We start from the raw sequence: 20,840 nt of genomic DNA on the forward strand, positions 1-20,840 counted from the left end.
CTGGGCATTTATGAAGAAAGTATGAACAAACTATGATGCATATTTTAAACTTTCGCGAAAAAAATAATTTGGCTTGATTATTGGGTCTAATTAGTCTAGTTTTAATGTAAGAGGAGTGAATACAAAATATGAAACTACTTATGATAGAAGATAATGTCAGCGTTTGTGAAATGATAGAAATGTTCTTTATGAAAGAAGAAATTGATGCTACGTTTGTGCATGATGGCAAACTTGGTTATGAAACATTTTTTAAGGATGATTTTGATATTGCAATTATTGATTTAATGCTGCCAAATATGGACGGAATGACAATTTGCCGTAAAATCCGTGAAGTTAGTGATGTTCCGATTATTATTTTAACGGCAAAAGAGTCTGAATCTGATCAAGTGCTTGGTCTTGAAATGGGCGCTGATGATTATGTTACGAAACCATTTAGCCCACTTACATTAATGGCGCGTATCAAAGCTGTTACTCGTCGAAAAAACAATCATACGACGACTGAAAATGATGAAGACATTCTAGAAACAACTTATTTTAAAATTAGTAAGCGCACCCGGGAAATTTTTTATCAAGGTGAGCTGCTTGATGCCTTGACTCCGAAAGAATTTGATTTGCTTTACTTTCTAATGCAACATCCGCGTCAAGTTTTTTCAAGAGAACAGTTACTCGAGCAAGTCTGGGGTTATCAATTTTACGGGGATGAGCGTACAGTGGATGTTCATATCAAACGTTTACGCCAAAAAATCGCAACAGACACGAAGCCGTTTTTACACACTGTTTGGGGTGTAGGCTATAAATTTGATGAAACGGAATGAAGCGAATGAAATTTAAATATGCCTACCAACTTTTTTTCACACAATTTATCATTTTACTTATTGCTTGTATTATGATTGGCGTGCTTGTTTCTCACTCACTAAAAGACTATTTTTATCAAAGCCAAGTAGATGATTTAACTAGTTATGGTGAAACGATTTCGATGGACATTCGCCACTCGCCGCAAGATGCAACCATTCAAGTTCTTAATACGTATCAGCGCATTTTAGATGTTAAAAAGATCCATTACACCATCAAAAATGCAGATGACGAAACGATTTACCCTACTCAGCTCAATCAACCATTACCAAAAGATTTTTCAATTTCAAAAGATGATAAGAAAAAATTAAAAAGTGGCGAAACAGTTAGTAAAAAAATCGACAATCGTTTTAATCGTGAAATGACTATTGTTTATGTACCAATTATGGATGGCGATAAATTTGTTGGATCCATCGTCTTAAATTCTCCAATTAGCGGGACTGAACAAGTGATTGGAACAATTAATCGTTATATGTTCTATACTATTTTACTATCGATAACGATTGCGCTTATTTTGAGTGCTATTCTGTCCAAACTACAAGTCAATCGGATTAATAAATTGCGTTCAGCAACAAAAGATGTGATCCAAGGCAATTATAAGGCGCGGCTAAAAGAGAATAATTTTGATGAAATTGGCGCACTTGCCATTGATTTCAACAAAATGACGGAAACGCTTGAAACATCTCAAGAAGAAATTGAACGACAAGAAAAACGTCGGCGCCAGTTTATCGCGGATGTTTCCCATGAAATGCGTACCCCACTCACAACAATTAGTGGCTTAACAGAAGGTCTAGTAAACGATATTATTCCAAAAAGTGAAACAGATCGCTGTATTGCTTTAATAGACACAGAAGCAAAACGATTAACAAAATTGGTTAATGAAAATCTTGATTATGAAAAAATACGCAGCAATAAAATCAAACTACAAAAAACTCGCTTTAATGGTCGTGAATTTTTAGAGCTAATTAAAGAACAACTAGATTATGTAGCCACTGAAAAAGGCAATAAGATTACAGTCGATATTGATAAAGATATGTATATTTACGCTGATTATGACCGTTTAACTCAAGTATTTATTAATATTGTTAAAAATGGTGTCCAGTTTACTGAAAATGGTCTGATTACCTTAACTGGGACTCAAGATTATAAGGAATCTGTATTAACTATTACGGATACTGGCATCGGCATGAACACAGAAGAACTAGAACAGATTTGGGAACGATTTTATAAAGCAGATATGTCCCGCACGAATACAGCTTTCGGGGAATCTGGAATTGGTCTTTCTATCGTGAAACAGTTAATTGAATACCATGATGGAACCATTAGCGTTACTAGCGAGCCAAATAAAGGCACGACATTTACGATTCGTTTACCGTTTTTCCAAGATAATGAGCAATAAAAAAACACCCACTTGCGAGTGGGTGTTTTTCATCCTGCCATAAATTGTTCTGGAGTAATTCCTTCCATCCCAATCATCGGATCAATCTCCGTAATGTTTTCGGCAGTTAATATTCGTTTATTTGTCATTTGTTCGAGCATCACATCTTCACTCATTAAACGTTCCGATAGCGTTGTATTCCGCTTATTTTCATCTACACGTTCTACACCCATTCGGAAAGCTTCTTCTTCTCCGCAAAGAATTAGGAATTGTTTACTTCTTGTAACGCCAGTATATAACAAATCTCTACGTAACATCCGGTAATAACTACGCACAATTGGCATTATAACAATCGGAAATTCACTACCCTGCGCTTTATGAATCGAACAACAATACGCATGGGTCAATTGATTAAATTCTTGTCGATAATAAGACACCTCTGTCTGGTCAAATTGAACGACAATTAAATCTTGTTTTTCCGTATTTTCTTTGGCATAAATAATGGATACGATTTCGCCAATGTCACCGTTAAAAACATTTTTTTCTGGTTGGTTGATTAGTTGCAACACTTTGTCGTGAACCCGGTATTTGATTTCGCCAAATTGTACTTCTTTTCGTCGACCAGTATCGTTTGGATTAAAGATTTCTTGTAGTTTTTTATTTAATATATCAATTCCAGCTGGACCGCGATACATTGGAGCCAACACTTGAATATCCTTTGCACGAAAACCTTTATTTTTAGCATTTTTCACGACTTGTTCCACAACGTCACCAATTTGATTTACAGTACAGTGGAAAAATGACCGATCGGCACTATTTTTCGCAAAATCAGCTGGCAGCATTCCTTCTTTGATATAATGAGCCATTTCAATGATGGAAGAACCATCTTTTTGCCGATAAATATCTGAAAGTGCAACCGTCGGAAATTGTTCTGATTGAAGAATATCTTTTAATACTTGACCAGGTCCAACAGATGGAAGCTGGTCTTGGTCGCCAACGAGCACTACTTGCATATGAGCAGGTAAAGCGCGGAATAATTGATTCGCAAGCCAAATATCCACCATTGACATTTCATCCACAATTAACAAACGTCCATCAATTAATCGTTCTGCATCGTCATCCATCTGTTCTTGGCCATTCATTCCAAGTAACCGGTGAATCGTCATTGCTGGAAGGCCAGTGGATTCAGACATTCGTTTAGCCGCACGACCTGTTGGAGCTGCGAGTAACACTGGAAAAGTCGCACCATCTTTATAGGCATGTGGATCAAGACTAACACCATTTAACTCGGCATATAATTCTACAATTCCTTTAATAACAGTCGTTTTCCCTGTTCCTGGTCCTCCAGTAAGAACAAGCATCGGTGACATTAAAGCTTGTTCTAATGCCGCACGTTGAGATTCCCCGTAATGCACGCCAATGCGCTCTTCAAGTTCCCCAAGCGCTAATAAAAACTCCGATTGCGGAAATTGTTCTTGATACTCTGTTTGCTTTAACATTCGTTTTACATGGTAAGCAAAACCGCTTTCTGAATAATAAAGTGACGGCATATAGACGCGCGTGTTTTCGGTAATTATTTTTTGTTCTTCTGCAAGTTTTTCTATTTGTTGCAGTAAAATTGCCTGATCAATCCTAATGCCTTCACTTTCTTCTAGCAGATAAGTTACTTCCCCGAGCAAAACCTCTTGTTCCATATAGACATGACCTTGCTGCATACAAACGGAATCTAGCATAAATAAAATTCCTGCTCTAAGTCGTTCTGGATGGTTTCCGCCAAGTCCAAGCTTACGTCCAAGCTCATCAGCACGCTGGAAACCAATTCCTTTAACATCTTCAATTAATTTATAAGGATTATTTTCTAGCACTTCGATCGCATTTTGTTTATATACCTGAAAAATTTTCATGGATAATTGCGGGCCAAAGCCATATTCATTTAAACCAACCATCACATGCTCTAAACCTTGATTTTCTCTAAGGGAAGCAAGCAAACTTTCCGCTGTTCCAGAAGGCAGTTTAGGAACAGTATTTAGTAAACTTGGGTCAGATAGTATTTTCGTAATCGCGTCATCACCAATTGTATCGACAATGTTTTCCGCTGTTACTTTACCAATCCCTTTGAAAAGTTCCCCTGAAAGATAGTTAATCAAGCCAGCGCGAGATTGAGGCATTTCTTTTCGAAACCGGTCCGCTTTAAATTGCTGACCAAATTTAGCATGTTCCTGCATTTTTCCGTAAAAAGTATACACTTCTTGTTCATGAAGTGCTGGGAAAAAACCAGTTACAATAATATCCTTTTCATCCCAAATCGCATTCGTCTCTTTTACTAGAATTCTTACCACAGAAAAGAGGTTTTCGGCATTATAAAAAATGGTAGACAACATCGTCCCCTTCATGAAAAGTTCTTCTGGGGTATCATTAAATAAGGCGAGAGATTCTTGTTCAGCCATCTTTAGCCGTCTCCTTTCTATATTTTTATTCCGCTTCGTTTTCTAAATCTTGAATAGCATTTAAAGCATTCTCAGCAAGTTCATGCGGTATTCCAGTTGCAAGCGCGCGTTCAAAGTAATTTTTTGCAAGTACAATGTCGCCTTGCCATGCCAGATAAGCAGCTCCGATATTATAAAGTGCATCTGGATCTTCTTGTTTAATAAGAAGTACTCTTTCAAGCATATTAATCGCATCTTCGTAAAATCCGCTGCGAGCAAGAACGATACCATATTGAAATAACGCTTCACTATCTTCTGGATTTAATTCGACACTTCTAAGTAAATAAGGCATAGCTAGCGTTAACTCTTCCATTTGAACAAAACTCATTCCTAACATGAAAAATAAATCGCCATTTTCCATTCCTTGTTTTGTTGCATTTTGAAAGCTATCCGCAGCTTCTTGATAACGTTCTAATTCGTAATATAAATTACCTAAGCTATAATAAGCCGCCGGAACCGTGTCATCTAGTTCAAGCGCTCTTTTGAAAAATAATTCTGCGCGTTCAAAATCATCCATTGATAGTAAAACATTACCAAAATTAATATAACCAACTGGATCACTAGGATGTTCTTCAATTACTTCCGTAAATAGTTTAACTGCTTCTTCTAAGTTTCCTTCTTGCATTTGTTTGATTCCTAATTGATTTTTATCCATTTTAAATTCTCCTCTATCTTTCTTGGTTTTTTACAGACGTATTTAACCATGCTATCAGAGCGTTTGAAACTTGATCAGTTTGTTCCGCCTCACTAATAGTAGCTTTCCCGTCGCCATGCTGGGCTCCGTATGACCCGAATTGCGCATGATTTCCACCCTCAATAGATACAAATGTAGTATCTTTAGGCAAGTATTTTTTATTTTTATCATAAGCATCTTTATTTAAAACATCATCTTTTGTCCCAGTTATGGAAAGCGCTGGGAAAGAGGCATTTTTCAGCGAACCTTTTTTATCAGGATAACTCGCTAAGAAAAATACGCCTTCGATTTCACTCTCGTTTTCATGTGCAAATCGGGAAGACATAACGCCTCCAAGCGAATGACCGCCAATCACAAACTTTTCATCAGGTGCTTCATCAATAATATCAGCCGCACGATTTTTACCAAATACAGCTAAATTAAGAGGCATTTCAGCAATGTATGTTTTATAACCACTCGAAGCTAGTTTGTTCGCAAGTGGCGCATAGCTCAGTGCGTCCACAAAGGCTCCTGGATACAAAATAACACTAATTCCTGCATCCGACTTTCGCGGAGTAAAAACAAGTATATCATTTTCCTCAAGCACATCAACCGTTTTTGTTGAGTTTGCAGCTTCTTCAGCTACATTTGATGGCTCAGAATTAAAATAAAAATATCCCCAAATTAGAAGACAAAATAAAACTATTACACTCCCGAAAATCGCTAACTTTTTCATAAAGGACCTCTTTTCCTTGTATCGTTTAATATTTTACCATAAAATCGCCTTAAAATAACTCATTTAAACAGGAAAAAACCGGAGTCTCGTAGAAAACAAGATTCTCCGGTTCTAATTTTAACCAACATAGTTTAACTTTGCGCCTTTTTTCCAAACGGTATCAATAGTTCCCCCGCCTAAGCAAATGTCGCCATCATAGAAAACAACTGCTTGACCAGGAGTAATTGCACGCACTGGATCCGCAAAAACTACTTCTGCTGTGCCATCTTCACGCATGTTTACAGTTACTTTTGTATCTGTTTGACGGTAACGAAATTTTGCTGTGCAAACAAAAGTTTTTGGTTTTTCTGAATTGGTAGTAAAGGAAATATCTGTTGCAATTAATGAATCTGAGTACAAGGAATCATGATGGAAACCTTGTTCTACAAATAAAACATTATTTTTTAAATCTTTACCAACAACAAACCAAGGTTCACCGTCTCCACCAATCCCTAGACCGTGGCGTTGACCAATTGTGTAATACATTAGGCCATCATGTTTACCAAGCACTTCGCCGTTCAAGGTTCTCATATCACCAGGTTGCGCCGGAAGATATTCACTTAAAAATTGCTTAAAGTTTCTTTCACCAATAAAACAAATCCCTGTGCTATCTTTTTTGTTGGCAGTAGCAAGTCCAGCTTTTGTCGCAATTTCACGAACTTCTGTTTTTTCCATACCACCTAGCGGAAACATTACTTTTTTCAATTGATCTTGGGAAAGTTGATTTAAAAAATAGGTTTGGTCTTTATTATTATCGACTCCACGAAGTAATTCGATTTCGTCGCCTACTTTTTTTACTTGTGCATAGTGACCTGTAGCCACATAGTCTGCACCAAGGCTTTCTGCATGTTCCAAAAACGCCTTAAATTTAATTTCTTTATTACACATAACATCTGGGTTTGGCGTACGGCCCAGTTTATATTCATCTAAGAAATAGGTAAATACTTTATCCCAATATTCTTTTTCGAAATTCACTGCATAATACGGGATTCCAATTTGGTTCGCTACTCGAATGACATCATCATAGTCTTCCGTCGCTGTACAAACACCAAATTCATCAGTATCGTCCCAATTTTTCATGAAAATACCAATGACATCATAACCTTGTTCTTTTAATATATGAGCAGTGACTGATGAATCTACTCCGCCTGACATGCCGACAACTACACGAATGTCACTATTATTTGTACTCAAAGCTAGCTCCTCACCTTCTTAATTTTTCATTAAACGCGCCACGACTTCACTAACTTTCGTAGCCGCCGCTTCTATTTCTTCCAAATGGTTCCCCAGCCCAAAACTAATCCGAACTGTTTCTTGGATTGCCGGGTGATTTTCTCCAAAAAGAGCTACTAAAACATGAGAAGGATCAACAGTTCCCGCTGTACATGCTGAACCACTAGAAACAGCAATGCCTTCCATATCTAAATTCATTAGTAATTGCTCAATGGAGACTCCTGGGAAACGCACGCTAAAAACATGTGGTAATGTATTCGCTTCTAAACCGTTCACTTCAAAATCTAAGCCCGCTGCACGCCAAATTTCCGCCATGCGCTTTTTAAAGGAAACATACTCCTCATTTTTAAGTTCACGTTCATTTGTCATAATGGTAGAAGCTGCACTAAAACCACAGATTCCTGCTAAGTTTTCAGTCCCAGCGCGACGTTTTCGTTCTTGTTCCCCGCCGTGCATTTGATAAGCAAGACGTGTGCCATTTTTGACGTATAAAAAGCCTACGCCACGTGGTCCATTTATTTTATGAGAAGAAGTAGTTAATAAATCTACTCCAAGTTCTATTACATTTATATTTAATAGCCCGTAAGCTTGTACTGCATCTGTGTGGAAAACGGCTTGATGGTCAAGAAGTACAGCGCCAATTTCTGCAATCGGCTGGATAGTACCAATTTCATTATTACCATACATAATAGAAACAAGAATTGTATCAGGGCGTAAAGCTTTTTGCACGCTCTCACTAGACACTATCCCATGCTCATCTACTGGTAAATAAGTGACTTCAAAACCTTGCGTTTCAAGATATTCACATGTTTTTAAAACAGCATGATGCTCAATCTGTGAGGTGATAATATGTTTTCCATTCTCTTTATGTGCTAAAGCTGTTCCAATAAGAGCCAAGTTATCTCCTTCTGTACCACCGCTAGTGAAAACAATTTCTTTTTCTTCAGCTTGAATACTTTGGGCAATAGTATGACGTGCTTCATCAAGCGCTTTTCTTGCCTCTCGCCCAGCATAATGGATACTGGATGGATTGCCGTACGTATTAGTAATTGCGCCAAGCATTGTTTGGATAACTTCTGGATGAATCGGACTTGTCGCAGCATGGTCTAAGTAAATTCTGTTTTCCATTTTTTATCGCGTCCTTTTTTGGTGACGAATTCCTGTTCGTCGTTAATCGTTTCTTATTGTAACAGCAATACTCCTGTAAAGTAAAGAGGAATAACTCCTATTTACACGCAAAAAAGAAACCCCAATCGTACCGTTTAGGATTCCCTTCCTTTGAACCCGCTCTCAATTAAAGCAGGTGGGTGCTCTGTCTAACGGTTTGCACTTCCTCGTGTGAAGGCATGTGCGCCGCGCCGGAACTCCAAGCTCCCTAGGTATAAAAAATTGTTCGGTTCAAAAATATCAGGAACTATATCGAATACATTAGGGTTTCTTTTCTTAACTTAGAATACCATATGAAAGACGAAATTTCAATGTTAGCGACTTTTCAGTTTGGTAATTTTTTATTCTTTTTTCGCTTTATTTTCATTAATTTTTTGGTACACACCAGCGATTGTTTGTTCGAATTTTGAAGTGAATTTCGGGTCATAATATAATTTATTTTTGAGTCGATCAGGTAAATATTGTTGATCCACCCATGCATTATCGTAATTATGCGGATACTTGTAATCCATTGCTCGACCAAGTTTTTTGGCACCTGAATAATGACCATCACGTAAATGATCGGGCACTTCGCCACTATTTCCCTGGCGAATATCAGCTAATGCCGCGTCAATTGCCATAATAGCAGAATTTGATTTCGGTGAAAGACAAAGTTCAATAACAGCATTTGCAAGTGGAATTCTCGCCTCAGGAAAACCTACTTTTTCTGCAGTTTGAATCGCAGCAAGTGTGTGTGCACCGGCTTGTGGATTTGCGAGACCAATATCCTCATAAGCCATAACAAGCATTCTCCTACTAATACTCACTAAATCCCCTGCTTCAATTAAACGCCCCATATAATGGAGTGCTGCATTAACGTCGCTACCACGAACTGATTTTTGAAAAGCACTTAAAACATCGTAATGAGCATCGCCGTCTTTATCATGTGCAAGACTTTTCTTTTGCAAACACTCTTCCGCCACATCAAGAGTAATATGAATAATCCCGTCCTCATTTGGTTCAGAAGAAATAACAGCAAGCTCCAGTGCATTAAGAGCACTACGTACATCACCATTACTCGCCGTGGCAAAATGTTTTTTCGCAAATTCATCTATTTCCACTTCATAATTGCCAAGTCCACGTTCTTTATCAAGAAGAGCTCGGTCCATTGTTATCATAATATCTTCTACCGTTAAAGGTTTTAATTCAAAAATTTGCGTTCTACTTCGAATCGCAGGATTGATCGCGATATAAGGGTTACTCGTCGTTGCACCAATTAAAATAATCGCACCACTTTCAAGTAAAGGAAGTAAAAAATCCTGCTTTGCTTTATCTAAACGATGTACTTCATCCAATAGAAGAATAACTGTGCCACTCATTTTCGCCTCGGCTGCTACTACTTCCATATCTTTTTTGTTATTTGTTACTGCGTTTAATGTCCGGAAAGCATATTTAGTACTACCAGCAATCGCGCTAGCAATCGAAGTTTTTCCAATTCCAGGAGGCCCGTATAATATCATAGAAGATAATTGTTTCGCTTTGACCATCCGATAAATAATTTTATCTTTACCGACTAAATGCGTTTGTCCTACAATTTCATCAAGTGCTTTTGGACGCATTCGGTAAGCTAAAGGTTGAATTGCCATATAACCGCTCCTTCTCATTTGCTTGTTTTCTATTATACCATAAGAACACCTGTACGTTCACTTGCTTGTTTCCATTGCCTTCTGACAGTAATTCCGATATAATAGATGCGATATGAGTGTTTTTTGAAATTACTGGAGGTTATATAAAAATGAAAATTACAACAAAAGGCCGTTATGGCTTAACAATAACACTTGAACTTGCGAAAAGAATTGGTGATGGGCCTATCTCTCTTCGCAGTATTGCGCAAGATAAAAATTTATCCGAGCATTACTTAGAACAATTAATCGGACCGCTTCGTAATGCAGGAATTGTCAAAAGCATCCGCGGTGCACACGGTGGATATGTATTAAACGGCGACCCTGAAAAAATCACTGCCGGGGACATTATCCGCACACTGGAAGGTCCTATTGTACTCGTTGAAAGTATGGAAGATGAAGAAGCTGCCCAGAGAGAACTTTGGACTCGAATGCGCAATGCTGTCCGCGACGTGTTAGATCAAACCACCCTCTCTGACTTACTAAAACATTCTACTGATTCTGAACTAACAGATGGTTACATGTTTTATATTTAATGGAAAAAGCCTATTAAAAAATAGGCTTTTTATCTACCATTTTTACGGAAACTAACCTATTCATTTGTCTGATTATTCTGAAATAAATCTAAAAAGCACCCAATTGAAAACGCTGTATGTTAGATAACCTAACCAAATTGATTGAATTGATAAAATATTCTTGCCTTTATTTGAATATAGTGTATTATAAACGCATAAATAAAATATTACATGTTAGTTTATCTAACAAAAAGGAGAGTTGAGTATGGAATCAGTATTTATGTTCTTTTGTACTTTATTGGTTTGGTTGATGACACCAGGGATTGCATTATTTTATGGTGGTATGGTTCGCCGCAAAAACGTGTTAAGTACAGCAATGTATAGTTTTAGCTCTATGGCAATTATTTCTATTCTTTGGGTGATTGTTGGCTACTCGTTAGCTTTTGCACCTGGAAATGGCTTTATCGGCAGTTTCGACTGGACTTTCCTTCATAATGTCGGTTTTGCGGCAAATGACACTTACTCAGATGCAATTCCACACATTCTGTTTATGATGTTCCAAATGACTTTCGCTATTTTAACAGTAGCTATCATTTCTGGGGCATTTGCTGAACGGATGAACTTCTCTGCTTACTTGATTTTTATTATTTTATGGTCGTTACTAGTATATTCCCCTGTTGCACACTGGGTTTGGGGCGACGGTGGTTGGTTACGCGAGCTAGGAGCACTTGATTTCGCTGGTGGAAATGTTGTTCATATCAGTTCAGGTGTAACGGGTCTTGTCTTAGCTATAATGATTGGCCGCAGAAAAGAAGCTGATTCTGCTTCACCTCATAACCTCCCGCTTGCTCTTATTGGTGGGATTCTAGTCTGGTTTGGTTGGTATGGGTTTAATGTCGGTAGCGCCCTCACGATTGATAATGTAGCGATGACTGCATTTGTTAATACGAATACAGCGGCTGCAGCTGGAATTATTGGCTGGGGATTGGTTGAATGGTTAATCAATAAAAAACCGACTATGCTTGGAACAATTTCTGGCGCTATCGCTGGTTTAGTGTCCATTACACCTGCTGCCGGTTTCGTTACAGTACCTAGCTCTTTGATTATCGGCTTTCTTGGCGGAGCACTTTGCTTCTGGGCAGTATTCTGGTTGAAAGGAAAAGTGAAATATGATGATGCGCTTGACGCGTTTGGCTTACACGGAATTGGCGGAATTTGGGGCGGCATCGCTACTGGACTTTTTGCCACAACGAAGGTAAATGAAGCTGGAGCAGATGGTCTCTTTTACGGTAATGCTTCCTTAGTTGTAAAACAATTAATCGCAATTGGCTCTACTGTCGCATATGTTGCAGTAGTCACAGCTCTAATTGTCGTAGTAATCAAACTATTTTTACCAATTCGCGTAAACGAAGAACAAGAATACAAAGGACTTGATTTGACGCTACACGGCGAAAAAGCATATCAAGAATAAGGGGGCTTACAATATGTCAGGATTAACTAAAATCGAAATTATTACACGTCCAAACCGCTTCCATTTATTTCAAAAAGAACTTGCAAAAATTGGCGTAAGTGGACTAACTGTTACAAAAGCACTTGGGACTGGCTTAGAAAAAGGATTTATTGAATTATACCGCGGTACTAAAAAAGAAAGTAATGTTCACGAACGAATGAAAATTGAAATTGTTGTTTCTACTGTTCCGGTTGAAGATGTCCTTCGCGTCGTTAAAGAAACTCTTCGAACTGGCGAACCTGGTGATGGAAAAGTATTTATTTATCCCCTTGCCGAGGTCGTTAAAATCAGCACAGGTGAAACCGGCATCGATGCTTTACAAGATAAACCAGCAAAATGAATAGTTAAAATGGTGAATTAATTAAAAATGGGGCCTCTATTCTAAAAAATCAATGAGAAATGGCGTTTACCCCTTCCGCTTCTTAGCTTTTACACTTATAATGGAAAAGGAAGAACGTTTAGAACAGATAAGGAGGCGCGAAATTCCCTATGCGTAAAATCCCCATTTTCACCCTTCTAGCAGCCATACTACTTTTTGGCGGTTATTACCTTTATCAACATGCTTCGTCAAAAGTAGATGTTACATTTAACTTTGTGGTGGATCAAAAAGATAAAAATAATACCGTCACCGGCAAAATTGATGGTGCTGGAAACAAATCAATTACTTTACCGCTTTCTAAGGAGAGTTGGGATACAGTAGAAAAAGGGAATCGCTACAATGTGGAAGCCACTTTTTATAATAAAAATAAAATCAGCTCCAGTGAAGCGAAGGAACTTGACGGACCATTTTGGTCCAATGATTCCAATCAAGGATTATTAGTTAATAAAGTGCACGTCGAAAATATTCAAGAATTAAGTGATGATTTTTAAAAAAGAAGCTGAGCGCGGTCGCTCAGCTTCTTTTTTTAGTTAGTTTCTTTTTTCACTGTTTCTAGTTTTAATTCTGCTAATTGTGCTGCACTAACTTCACCTGGTGCATTTGTTAGTGGATCTACTGCACTTCCTGTTTTAGGGAATGCGATAGTGTCGCGCAAGTTATTTCTTCCAGCCAGAATCATTACAATACGGTCTAAACCAAGTGCAATTCCTCCGTGTGGCGGTGTTCCATATTCTAAAGCCTCCATTAGGAAACCAAATTGCTCTTTCGCTGACTCGTCTGTGAAACCAAGCGCGCGGAACATCGATTCTTGTACTTCTTTTTTGTAAATACGAAGCGAACCACCGCCAATTTCATAACCATTTAAAACTATATCATATGCTTCTGCCATTACTTTGGAAGAATCTGTTTCAAGAAATGGAATATCTTCTTCTTTTGGTAAAGTGAATGGATGATGTGCAGATACATAACGCCCTGCTTCTTCATCATACTCAAAGAGCGGCCAATCTGTTACCCATAGGAAAGCAAGTTCATCTTCATTAATTAAATCTAAGTCTTTTCCTAGCTTGTTACGAAGCGCTCCAAGCGATGCTGCAACAATATCCGCTTTATCAGCTGCAAATAGCAATAAGTCACCATCTTCAGCTTGGAGTGCTGCTTGTAATTCTGCTGCTTTATCTTCCGGGAAGAATTTAGCAATTGGTCCTTTTAATTCACCAGCTTCTATTTTCAGCCAAGCTAGCCCTTTAGCCCCGTAATTAGCAACAAAAACGCCTAGTGCATCTAAATCTTTACGAGAGAAATTAGTTGCAGCAGCTTTTGCATTAATCGCTTTTACTTCGCCGCCGTTTTCAATAGCTGATTGGAATACTTTAAAATCAACATCTTTTACAACTTCTGAAACGTTTTGTAATTCTAAACCGAAACGAATATCTGGTTTATCGCTACCAAAACGGTCCATTGCTTCTTTATAAGTCATGCGTGGGAATGGTTTTTCGATAGTAATGTTTTTCGCTTCTTTAACAACATCCACCAACATGTCTTCTGTAATCGCTTGAATCTCTTCTTTTGTTAAAAAGCTTGTTTCTAAATCGATTTGCGTAAATTCCGGTTGACGGTCACCGCGCAAATCTTCATCACGGAAACAACGTACGATTTGATAATATTTATCAAAACCGGCAGTCATTAATAACTGTTTCAAAATTTGCGGAGATTGCGGCAGCGCATAGAAATTACCTGGATAGACCCGGCTTGGTACTAGATAATCACGCGCTCCTTCTGGTGTACTTTTTGTTAAGTAAGGTGTTTCAATATCAAAGAAACCAAGTGCATCTAGTTTGTTTCGGAAAGTTCTTGTTACTGTATGGCGCATTTTGAAAATATTGTTCATTTCCGGGCGACGTAAGTCTAAGTAGCGATATTTTAAGCGAAGTTCATCAGAAACATTTACGCCGTCTTCAATGTAAAATGGCGGTGTTTTAGAAGTATTTAAAATAGTAATTTCTTCTGCTAAAACTTCTACTTTACCTGTTGCTAACTTATCGTTAATTGCTTTTTCCCCGCGAGCATGAACTTTTCCTTTGATAGTAACAACAAATTCATTTCTAACGCTATCTGCAATTTCCAATGCTTCTTTTGAAAATTCAGGATTGAAAACCACTTGGACAATTCCTTCACGGTCGCGCAAATCAATGAAAATAAGTCCACCTAAGTCGCGACGCTTTTGCACCCAACCATGAAGGATAACACTTTGACCAATATGTGTTTCGTTTAATTCACCGCAGTAACTTGTACGTTTTTCCATTTTATTTCTCCTCCTTGGTGTTTGTTAGTTTTTCGATAATAGTTGTTTCCGAAACAGCTTCTTGTTCGCCTGTTTCCATATTTTTTAATTGATAATTACCTGTTTGTAACTCTTCTTCACCTAGAATTACGGTATATATTGCTTTTTTTCTATTAGCATCTTTTAATTGTGCTTTTAATTTTCGTTTTAAATAATCTTTTTCTGCGCTAATTCCATTTTGTCTTAATTTATTTACAAGTGTCACTGCTTTTAATTCAGCTTCTGGCTGTGCAGTAATTACATATACTTCTAACGGTTTTGTTTCTGGAATATTGATTTCGGCTTTTTCTAAGGCAAGTAAAATTCGTTCTACGCCAATTCCAAAACCAATCCCTGGTGTATCAGGTCCACCGAATTCTTTTACTAAACCGTGATATCTACCGCCACCGCAAAGTGTTGTTTTCGCTCCAAAGCCTTCTTCTACACTCATAATTTCAAACGTTGTATGATTATAATAATCTAAACCACGAACCATTGTTGGATCAATTTCAAATGGAATTTCTAATGCAGTTAGGTATTTTTTAACATTTTCAAAATAAGCAACTGATTCTTCATTTAAGAAATCCAAAATAGATGGTGCTGATTGAATAAGCGGATTATCATGATCTTTTTTACAATCTAAAATGCGCAGTGGATTTTTGTGTAGACGCACCTGACATTCTGCACAAAATTCATCAATATGTGGTTCAAAATGTGCAACTAGTGCTTCTCGGTGTTTTAAACGACTTTCTTTATCACCAAGACTGTTAATGACTAGTTTAATATTAGTTAAACCAATTTTTCTGAAGAACTCCATTGCAAGCGAGATAACTTCTACATCAATGGAAGGATCATCACTACCAAGTGCTTCGATTCCCATTTGAGTAAATTGGCGTTGTCTTCCGCCTTGTGGACGTTCATAGCGGAACATTGGCTCATTGTAGTACATTTTAATAGGTTGGCTAACTTCGCCGTATAATTTATGTTCGACAAAAGCGCGCACGACCGAAGCAGTTCCCTCTGGTCTTAATGTAAGACTTCTGCCACCTTTATCTAGAAAAGTATACATTTCTTTAGATACGATGTCTGTTGAATCGCCCACGCCTCGTTCAAATAACTCAGTGTGTTCAAAAATAGGTGTCCTAATTTCTTCGTATTGATAGTTTTCGCAAACTTTATTAAACGCTGATTCTAAAAAATGCCATTTACTAACTTCTTCTGGCAAAATATCTCGTGTCCCTCTTGGTAATTGCAAATCCATCACCATACCCCTCCTTAAAAATATAAAGAAAAACCCCCGTCACTTGTTATAAAAACAAGGGACGAGAGTTTATTTACACCCGTGGTACCACCCTAATTAGAACTATTAATAAGTCCTCACTTAAGTCAGTTAACGCCTGAATACGTTCTTGTTTACTGTTTTCAACAAGAAACCTCGAGAGTGTCTTTTCGGAAAATATGACTATCTTTATCCTTTCAGCCAAATGGGATAAATTCTCTGTATAGCATGGATTTTCTTACTTTTCTCTGTCGCTAGTTTTAAATATGAATTATTCTAAGATTACTAAAAACACACTGAAAAGTCAACATTTTGTCAGTTTTTTTATAAAAATCCACTTTCTAGTTCCATGAAAGCGCATTTTATGGTAACATTTTACTGTCAGATAAAAGTTTATGAGTATATGGGTGGTGTTAGCTTTAAATGAAGAACAAATTCATTTTTATCACCGTTGTCTCCATTTTATTGATTGCAGCAGGTATTTTTACAACCATAGCAATGGCGAACGCGAATTCCGTTGTCGTCAAAGCAGAAGTCTTAAATGTCCGCAGCGGTCCTGGTTTAGCCTATGATGTAACAAGCCAAGCCAGAAAAAATGAAGTACTCCGGGTAGTTGGTGAAGAAAATCAATGGTACAAAGTTCAATTAGATAACGGAAATAGCGGCTGGGTTGCTAGCTGGTTAGTAGAAAATACAGATGTCAGCGCAGCAAGTAACAGTATTGCTATTGTCTCTTCTGATGGTGGACTCAATGTACGTGAAAAACCTAGTACTTCAAGCACATCACTTGGATTACTAAATAACGGTGATCAAGTAACCGTTACAAGCCAACAAAATGGTTGGGCGCAAATTCAGTATAACGGTAAAAGCGCATGGGTTAGTTCTCAGTACTTAACTATACGTGAATCCGTAACAAAAGTAGATGAAAGCGAACTTCAAACAGTAACGATTCGCGATGACTCCACAAACATAAGAAATAAACCAGGACGAGATGGCGCTGTTATTGAAAAAGCCAATTCTGGTCAAGGTTTCGCCATTCAAGGAGTTCAAGGTGACTGGTATAAAATTCGTACCACAAGCGGCGAAGAAGGTTATGTTGCTAACTGGGTAGTTGATGTGTCCGACAAAGGCCAAACTTCCAGCCCACGAAGTAAAACAACTAAATTATCCGAAGCGACCATTGTTATTGACCCCGGTCATGGCGGCAATGATCCAGGAGCAAAAGGCGCTAATGGTACTATAGAAAAAGAAATGACATTAAAAACAGCTAAAAAACTGAAAGAAAAATTAGAATCAAGAGGCGCTAAAGTAATTTTAACGAGAAATAGTGATAAATATGTTTCCTTAAAATCTCGGACTAATGTAGCGGCAGAAAATAAAGCAGACGTCTTTATTAGTATTCATTTTGATAGCTTAGAAGATAGTAGCAAAGGTGTTAGCGGACAAACTACTTATTATTATGATAATAGTGATAAATCGCTCGCTGAAAGTATAAATACTACACTTGGAAATGATCTCCCTACTACTAACCGCGGCTCAAGAGTTGGCGATTATTATGTAGTAAGAGAAAATTCTCAACCAGCTGTCCTTCTAGAACTTGGTTACTTGAGTTCTGCAAAAGACGAACGAAACATTAATTCGGCATCTTATAGAAGCCAAATTGCTGATTCAGTAACTGATGGATTATCTAATTATTTTTCTAACTAAAAAAAGCAATCATTCCAGTGATGAAATTTCACCAGAATGATTGCTTTTTTATTTTCGCATTTCTTCAGAGTCGAGCATAATAGTAACTGGGCCATTATTGACAATTTTCACGTCCATAAATGCACCAAATACACCAGTTTCAACTATAAATCCTGCATCGGAAAGTTTGTTATTAAATAAATTGTACAATCCTTCCGCCTTTTCTCCTGGAGCAGATTTTGTAAAGCTTGGGCGTTTGCCTCTACTAACATCCGCATATAAGGTGAATTGTGAAACGCTGAGAATCGCGCCTCCCCGTTCGGCTAAAGAAATATTCATTTTCTCTGATTCATCTTCAAAAACTCGTAACCCAATAATTTTTTTTGCCATGTATTCTACTGTTTCTTCAGTATCACTATGAGTAAACCCAACTAATAGACATAGACCTCCAGCAATTTCACTAATAATTTCCCCTTCAACACGGACGGAAGCTTCATAACATCTTTGTAGTAGCACACGCACTTCTTTTCCACTCCTTTAATTCATTAATCTTCTAACTGTATAAACATCTGGAATTTGTTTTATCTTATCCACAACTCGCTGTAAGTGATTAATATTATGAATTTGTAGTGTGACAACGAGGGTTGCCATTTTATTATTGTCTACTTTGGCATTGACTCCATTAATATTGGACGTCAAGCTATTAATAACTTGAAGAATATCATTTAGCAAGCCGTTACGATTATAACCATAAATTTCAATATCAACATTATAATCATTTTTTGCTTGCGAATCTGTATCTTCCCAGTCTACTTCTATTAAACGTTCTGGTTCAATCGCTTGGACGTTCGGGCAGTCTTGGCGGTGAATGGAAATACCGCGCCCTTTTGTAATATAACCAACAATATCATCACCAGGCACTGGATTACAGCATCTAGAAAGACGAATTAATAAGTTTCCTACCCCTTGAACTACGACACCGGCATTATGTTTAATCTTCAGCTTCTCGTTATTAGCATCTGAATTAGACGGTTTATTTTCTGCTTGTGTTAATAGTTTTTCCGTTTCAGCTTCAAGTTCCCGCTCTTTCCGCAGTTTCTCTGTTAAGCGATTAGCAACCTGTAAAGCAGTAATGCCATTATAACCAACCGCTGCAAAAAGGTCATCTTCATGAGAAAAGTTCAACTTATCAGCTAACTTGCGAAGATTTTCAGTCACCATGATTTTTTTCGGTTCAAATCCAAGCTGTCTAATTTCTTTTTCAACTAAATCGCGGCCTTTTTCAACATTTTCTTCTTTTGCTTGTCGTTTGAAAAATTGCTTGATTTTGTTGCGGGCTTGTGAAGTTTGAACTAATTTTAACCAGTCACGGCTTGGTCCATAAGAATGTTTGGATGTTAAAATATCAATAATATCGCCTGTTTTTAATTTATAATCTAGTGTGACAATTTTTCCGTTGATTTTTGCACCGATTGTTTTGTTTCCAATTTCGGTATGGACACGATAAGCAAAATCAAGTGGAACTGAGCCATTTGGTAATTCGTATACATCTCCTTTTGGCGTGAAGACATAAACAACATCAGAAAATAAATCGAGTTTTAAGCTTTCCATGAACTCTTCCGCATTATCCGATTCATTTTGATATTCCAAAATTTCACGGAACCAAGTAAGCTTGTTATCAAAAGAAGTTTTTGAATTAACGACTTTACCTTCTTTATAAGCCCAGTGAGCAGCGACCCCATATTCAGCGATTTGGTGCATTTCATGGGTTCTGATTTGCACTTCGAGTGGTTCGCCCTGTGGTCCAATAACCGTCGTATGAATGGATTGATACATATTAGATTTTGGCATTGCAATATAGTCTTTAAAACGACCTGGCATCGGTTTCCAGCGCGTATGAATAATCCCAAGCACAGCATAACAATCTTTAATACTACTAACAACAATGCGGACTGCAAGCAAATCATAAATTTCGTTAAATTGCTTATTTTGCTCCGACATTTTCCGGTAAATAGAATAGATATGTTTCGGTCTTCCTGAAATATCAGCTTGAATATTTAATTCGTCCAGGTTTTCATTTACCCCGTCTATAACATCATGCAAATAGCGCTCTCTAGCATCTCTTTTTTGCTTCATTAAATGGACAATACGGTAATATTGTTGTGGATTTAAATAACGTAACGCGGTATCTTCTAATTCCCATTTAACTCGTGAAATCCCTAAACGATGCGCTAGTGGAGCGAATATTTCTAAGGTTTCATTCGCAATTCTACGTTGCTTCTCGACTGGTAAATGTTTTAAGGTACGCATATTGTGTAATCGATCGGCAAGTTTTATTAAAATGACACGAATATCTTGCGCCATTGCAATAAACATTTTCCGGTGGTTTTCAGCTTGTTGCTCTTCATGCGATTTATATTTAATTTTACCTAGTTTTGTAACGCCATCCACTAGCATGGCAACTTCCTCGCCAAAAACTTCTTCTAAATCAGCTAGTGTAACGGGTGTATCTTCTACGACATCATGTAGAAACCCTGAAGCAACAGTCGATGGATCCATTTTCAGTTCTACTAAAATACCAGCGACTTGAATTGGATGAATAATATACGGCTCACCTGATTTACGAAATTGTTCTTTATGAGAATCGCGCGCAAATTCATACGCTTTTTTTACAAGCGCAAGATGTTCCTGATTCATATAATGAGAAGCCATATCGATGACTTGCTCAGCTGTCAGATTTTGTTCTTTCGCCATTTACATTCACCCTCTTATTTCTTTGTCATATATCCAACTTAAAAACACCCAATAACTGAGTGTTCCTAAAAAGATTCTTGTATAATATTATAGCATGCCGCTTGTTTGTTTATAAAGCACTTTTCCTTGTTTTTCCACATTTTCTAGTGGTTTAGAGATTTTTATGAAAAAA

Annotated in this window: 17 protein-coding genes, 1 other RNA gene and 1 other annotated feature; of the genes, 7 read left to right on the forward strand and 11 right to left on the reverse strand. The window is 37.5% G+C overall.

The annotated features are described in order from the left end of the window. Positions 1-128: 128 nt before the first annotated feature. Together pieR and pieS are read left to right on the forward strand one after the other, a co-directional pair. Positions 129-815, forward strand: coding sequence for a two component system response regulator PieR (gene pieR, locus PQQ29_RS07730; protein ID WP_003762357.1), 687 nt, complete (start codon positions 129-131; stop codon positions 813-815). Further along, the gene (gene pieS, locus PQQ29_RS07735; RefSeq protein WP_003771912.1) at positions 812-2,251 is read left to right on the forward strand and encodes a two component system sensor histidine kinase PieS; all 1,440 of its coding nucleotides are present in this window, start codon (positions 812-814) and stop codon (positions 2,249-2,251) included. The genes pieR and pieS overlap by 4 nt, the downstream gene beginning before the upstream one ends. Positions 2,252-2,280: 29 nt before the next feature. Here the strand turns inward: pieS and recD2 are convergent, their stop codons facing one another. The 7 genes from recD2 to PQQ29_RS07770 all read right to left on the reverse strand — a co-directional run bounded on the left by recD2 (position 2,281) and on the right by PQQ29_RS07770 (position 10,189). Next, complete coding sequence (recD2, locus tag PQQ29_RS07740) at positions 2,281-4,677, reverse strand: SF1B family DNA helicase RecD2 (protein WP_187984122.1); 2,397 nt, start codon at positions 4,675-4,677, stop codon at positions 2,281-2,283. Positions 4,678-4,702: 25 nt separating this feature from the next. Next, on the reverse strand, positions 4,703-5,341 hold the full coding sequence (locus tag PQQ29_RS07745) for a tetratricopeptide repeat protein (RefSeq protein WP_010991587.1): 639 nt from the start codon (positions 5,339-5,341) through the stop codon (positions 4,703-4,705). 43 nt (positions 5,342-5,384) lie between these two features. Next, positions 5,385-6,125 carry an alpha/beta hydrolase gene (locus tag PQQ29_RS07750; RefSeq protein ID WP_003766975.1) on the reverse strand — a complete coding sequence of 247 codons (741 nt, stop codon included), beginning with the start codon at positions 6,123-6,125 and terminating at the stop codon, positions 5,385-5,387. A 117-nt stretch (positions 6,126-6,242) separates the two neighbouring features. Beyond that, complete coding sequence (gene mnmA, locus PQQ29_RS07755; protein ID WP_010991588.1) at positions 6,243-7,358, reverse strand: tRNA 2-thiouridine(34) synthase MnmA; 1,116 nt, start codon at positions 7,356-7,358, stop codon at positions 6,243-6,245. 18 nt (positions 7,359-7,376) lie between these two features. Next, the gene (locus PQQ29_RS07760; RefSeq protein ID WP_003762369.1) at positions 7,377-8,525 is read right to left on the reverse strand and encodes a cysteine desulfurase family protein; all 1,149 of its coding nucleotides are present in this window, start codon (positions 8,523-8,525) and stop codon (positions 7,377-7,379) included. A gap of 114 nt (positions 8,526-8,639) precedes the next feature. Then, positions 8,640-8,835, reverse strand: a non-coding RNA gene (gene ssrS, locus PQQ29_RS07765) — 6S RNA. 70 nt (positions 8,836-8,905) lie between these two features. Further along, a complete protein-coding gene (locus PQQ29_RS07770) occupies positions 8,906-10,189 on the reverse strand; it encodes a replication-associated recombination protein A (RefSeq protein ID WP_003771920.1) in 1,284 nt (427 codons plus the stop codon). Positions 10,190-10,338: 149 nt separating this feature from the next. Between PQQ29_RS07770 and cymR the strand changes: the two genes are divergently transcribed. From cymR to PQQ29_RS07790, 4 genes are all read left to right on the forward strand, one after another. Further along, entirely contained in the window at positions 10,339-10,761 is a 423-nt protein-coding gene (cymR, locus tag PQQ29_RS07775; RefSeq protein WP_010991589.1) for a cysteine metabolism transcriptional regulator CymR, read from the forward strand. A 244-nt stretch (positions 10,762-11,005) separates the two neighbouring features. Beyond that, a complete protein-coding gene (locus PQQ29_RS07780; RefSeq protein WP_003771923.1) occupies positions 11,006-12,211 on the forward strand; it encodes an ammonium transporter in 1,206 nt (401 codons plus the stop codon). A 13-nt stretch (positions 12,212-12,224) separates the two neighbouring features. Further along, positions 12,225-12,590: a P-II family nitrogen regulator gene (locus tag PQQ29_RS07785; RefSeq protein ID WP_003766988.1), complete on the forward strand. Its 366-nt coding sequence runs from the start codon at positions 12,225-12,227 to the stop codon at positions 12,588-12,590. Between the two features lie 149 nt (positions 12,591-12,739). Then, positions 12,740-13,120: a hypothetical protein gene (locus PQQ29_RS07790; protein WP_003762380.1), complete on the forward strand. Its 381-nt coding sequence runs from the start codon at positions 12,740-12,742 to the stop codon at positions 13,118-13,120. 35 nt (positions 13,121-13,155) lie between these two features. On the opposite strand, the gene aspS is transcribed toward PQQ29_RS07790, so the two are convergent. Further along, on the reverse strand, positions 13,156-14,931 hold the full coding sequence (gene aspS, locus PQQ29_RS07795; protein WP_010991590.1) for an aspartate--tRNA ligase: 1,776 nt from the start codon (positions 14,929-14,931) through the stop codon (positions 13,156-13,158). Between the two features lies 1 nt (position 14,932). Continuing rightward, a complete protein-coding gene (hisS, locus tag PQQ29_RS07800) occupies positions 14,933-16,210 on the reverse strand; it encodes a histidine--tRNA ligase (RefSeq protein WP_010991591.1) in 1,278 nt (425 codons plus the stop codon). Between the two features lie 54 nt (positions 16,211-16,264). After that, positions 16,265-16,492 (reverse strand) — a binding site (T-box leader). A 159-nt stretch (positions 16,493-16,651) separates the two neighbouring features. Here hisS and PQQ29_RS07805 point away from each other — a divergent pair. Further along, entirely contained in the window at positions 16,652-17,935 is a 1,284-nt protein-coding gene (locus PQQ29_RS07805; RefSeq protein ID WP_003771931.1) for an N-acetylmuramoyl-L-alanine amidase family protein, read from the forward strand. A 48-nt stretch (positions 17,936-17,983) separates the two neighbouring features. On the opposite strand, the gene dtd is transcribed toward PQQ29_RS07805, so the two are convergent. Both dtd and PQQ29_RS07815 read right to left on the reverse strand, forming a co-directional pair. Further along, positions 17,984-18,436: a D-aminoacyl-tRNA deacylase gene (dtd, locus tag PQQ29_RS07810; RefSeq protein WP_003762386.1), complete on the reverse strand. Its 453-nt coding sequence runs from the start codon at positions 18,434-18,436 to the stop codon at positions 17,984-17,986. 15 nt (positions 18,437-18,451) lie between these two features. After that, positions 18,452-20,668 carry a RelA/SpoT family protein gene (locus PQQ29_RS07815; RefSeq protein ID WP_003762388.1) on the reverse strand — a complete coding sequence of 739 codons (2,217 nt, stop codon included), beginning with the start codon at positions 20,666-20,668 and terminating at the stop codon, positions 18,452-18,454. Between the last annotated feature and the right edge of the window lie 172 nt (positions 20,669-20,840).

Source organism: Listeria innocua, assembly GCF_028596125.1.
Lineage (GTDB): Bacteria > Bacillota > Bacilli > Lactobacillales > Listeriaceae > Listeria > Listeria innocua.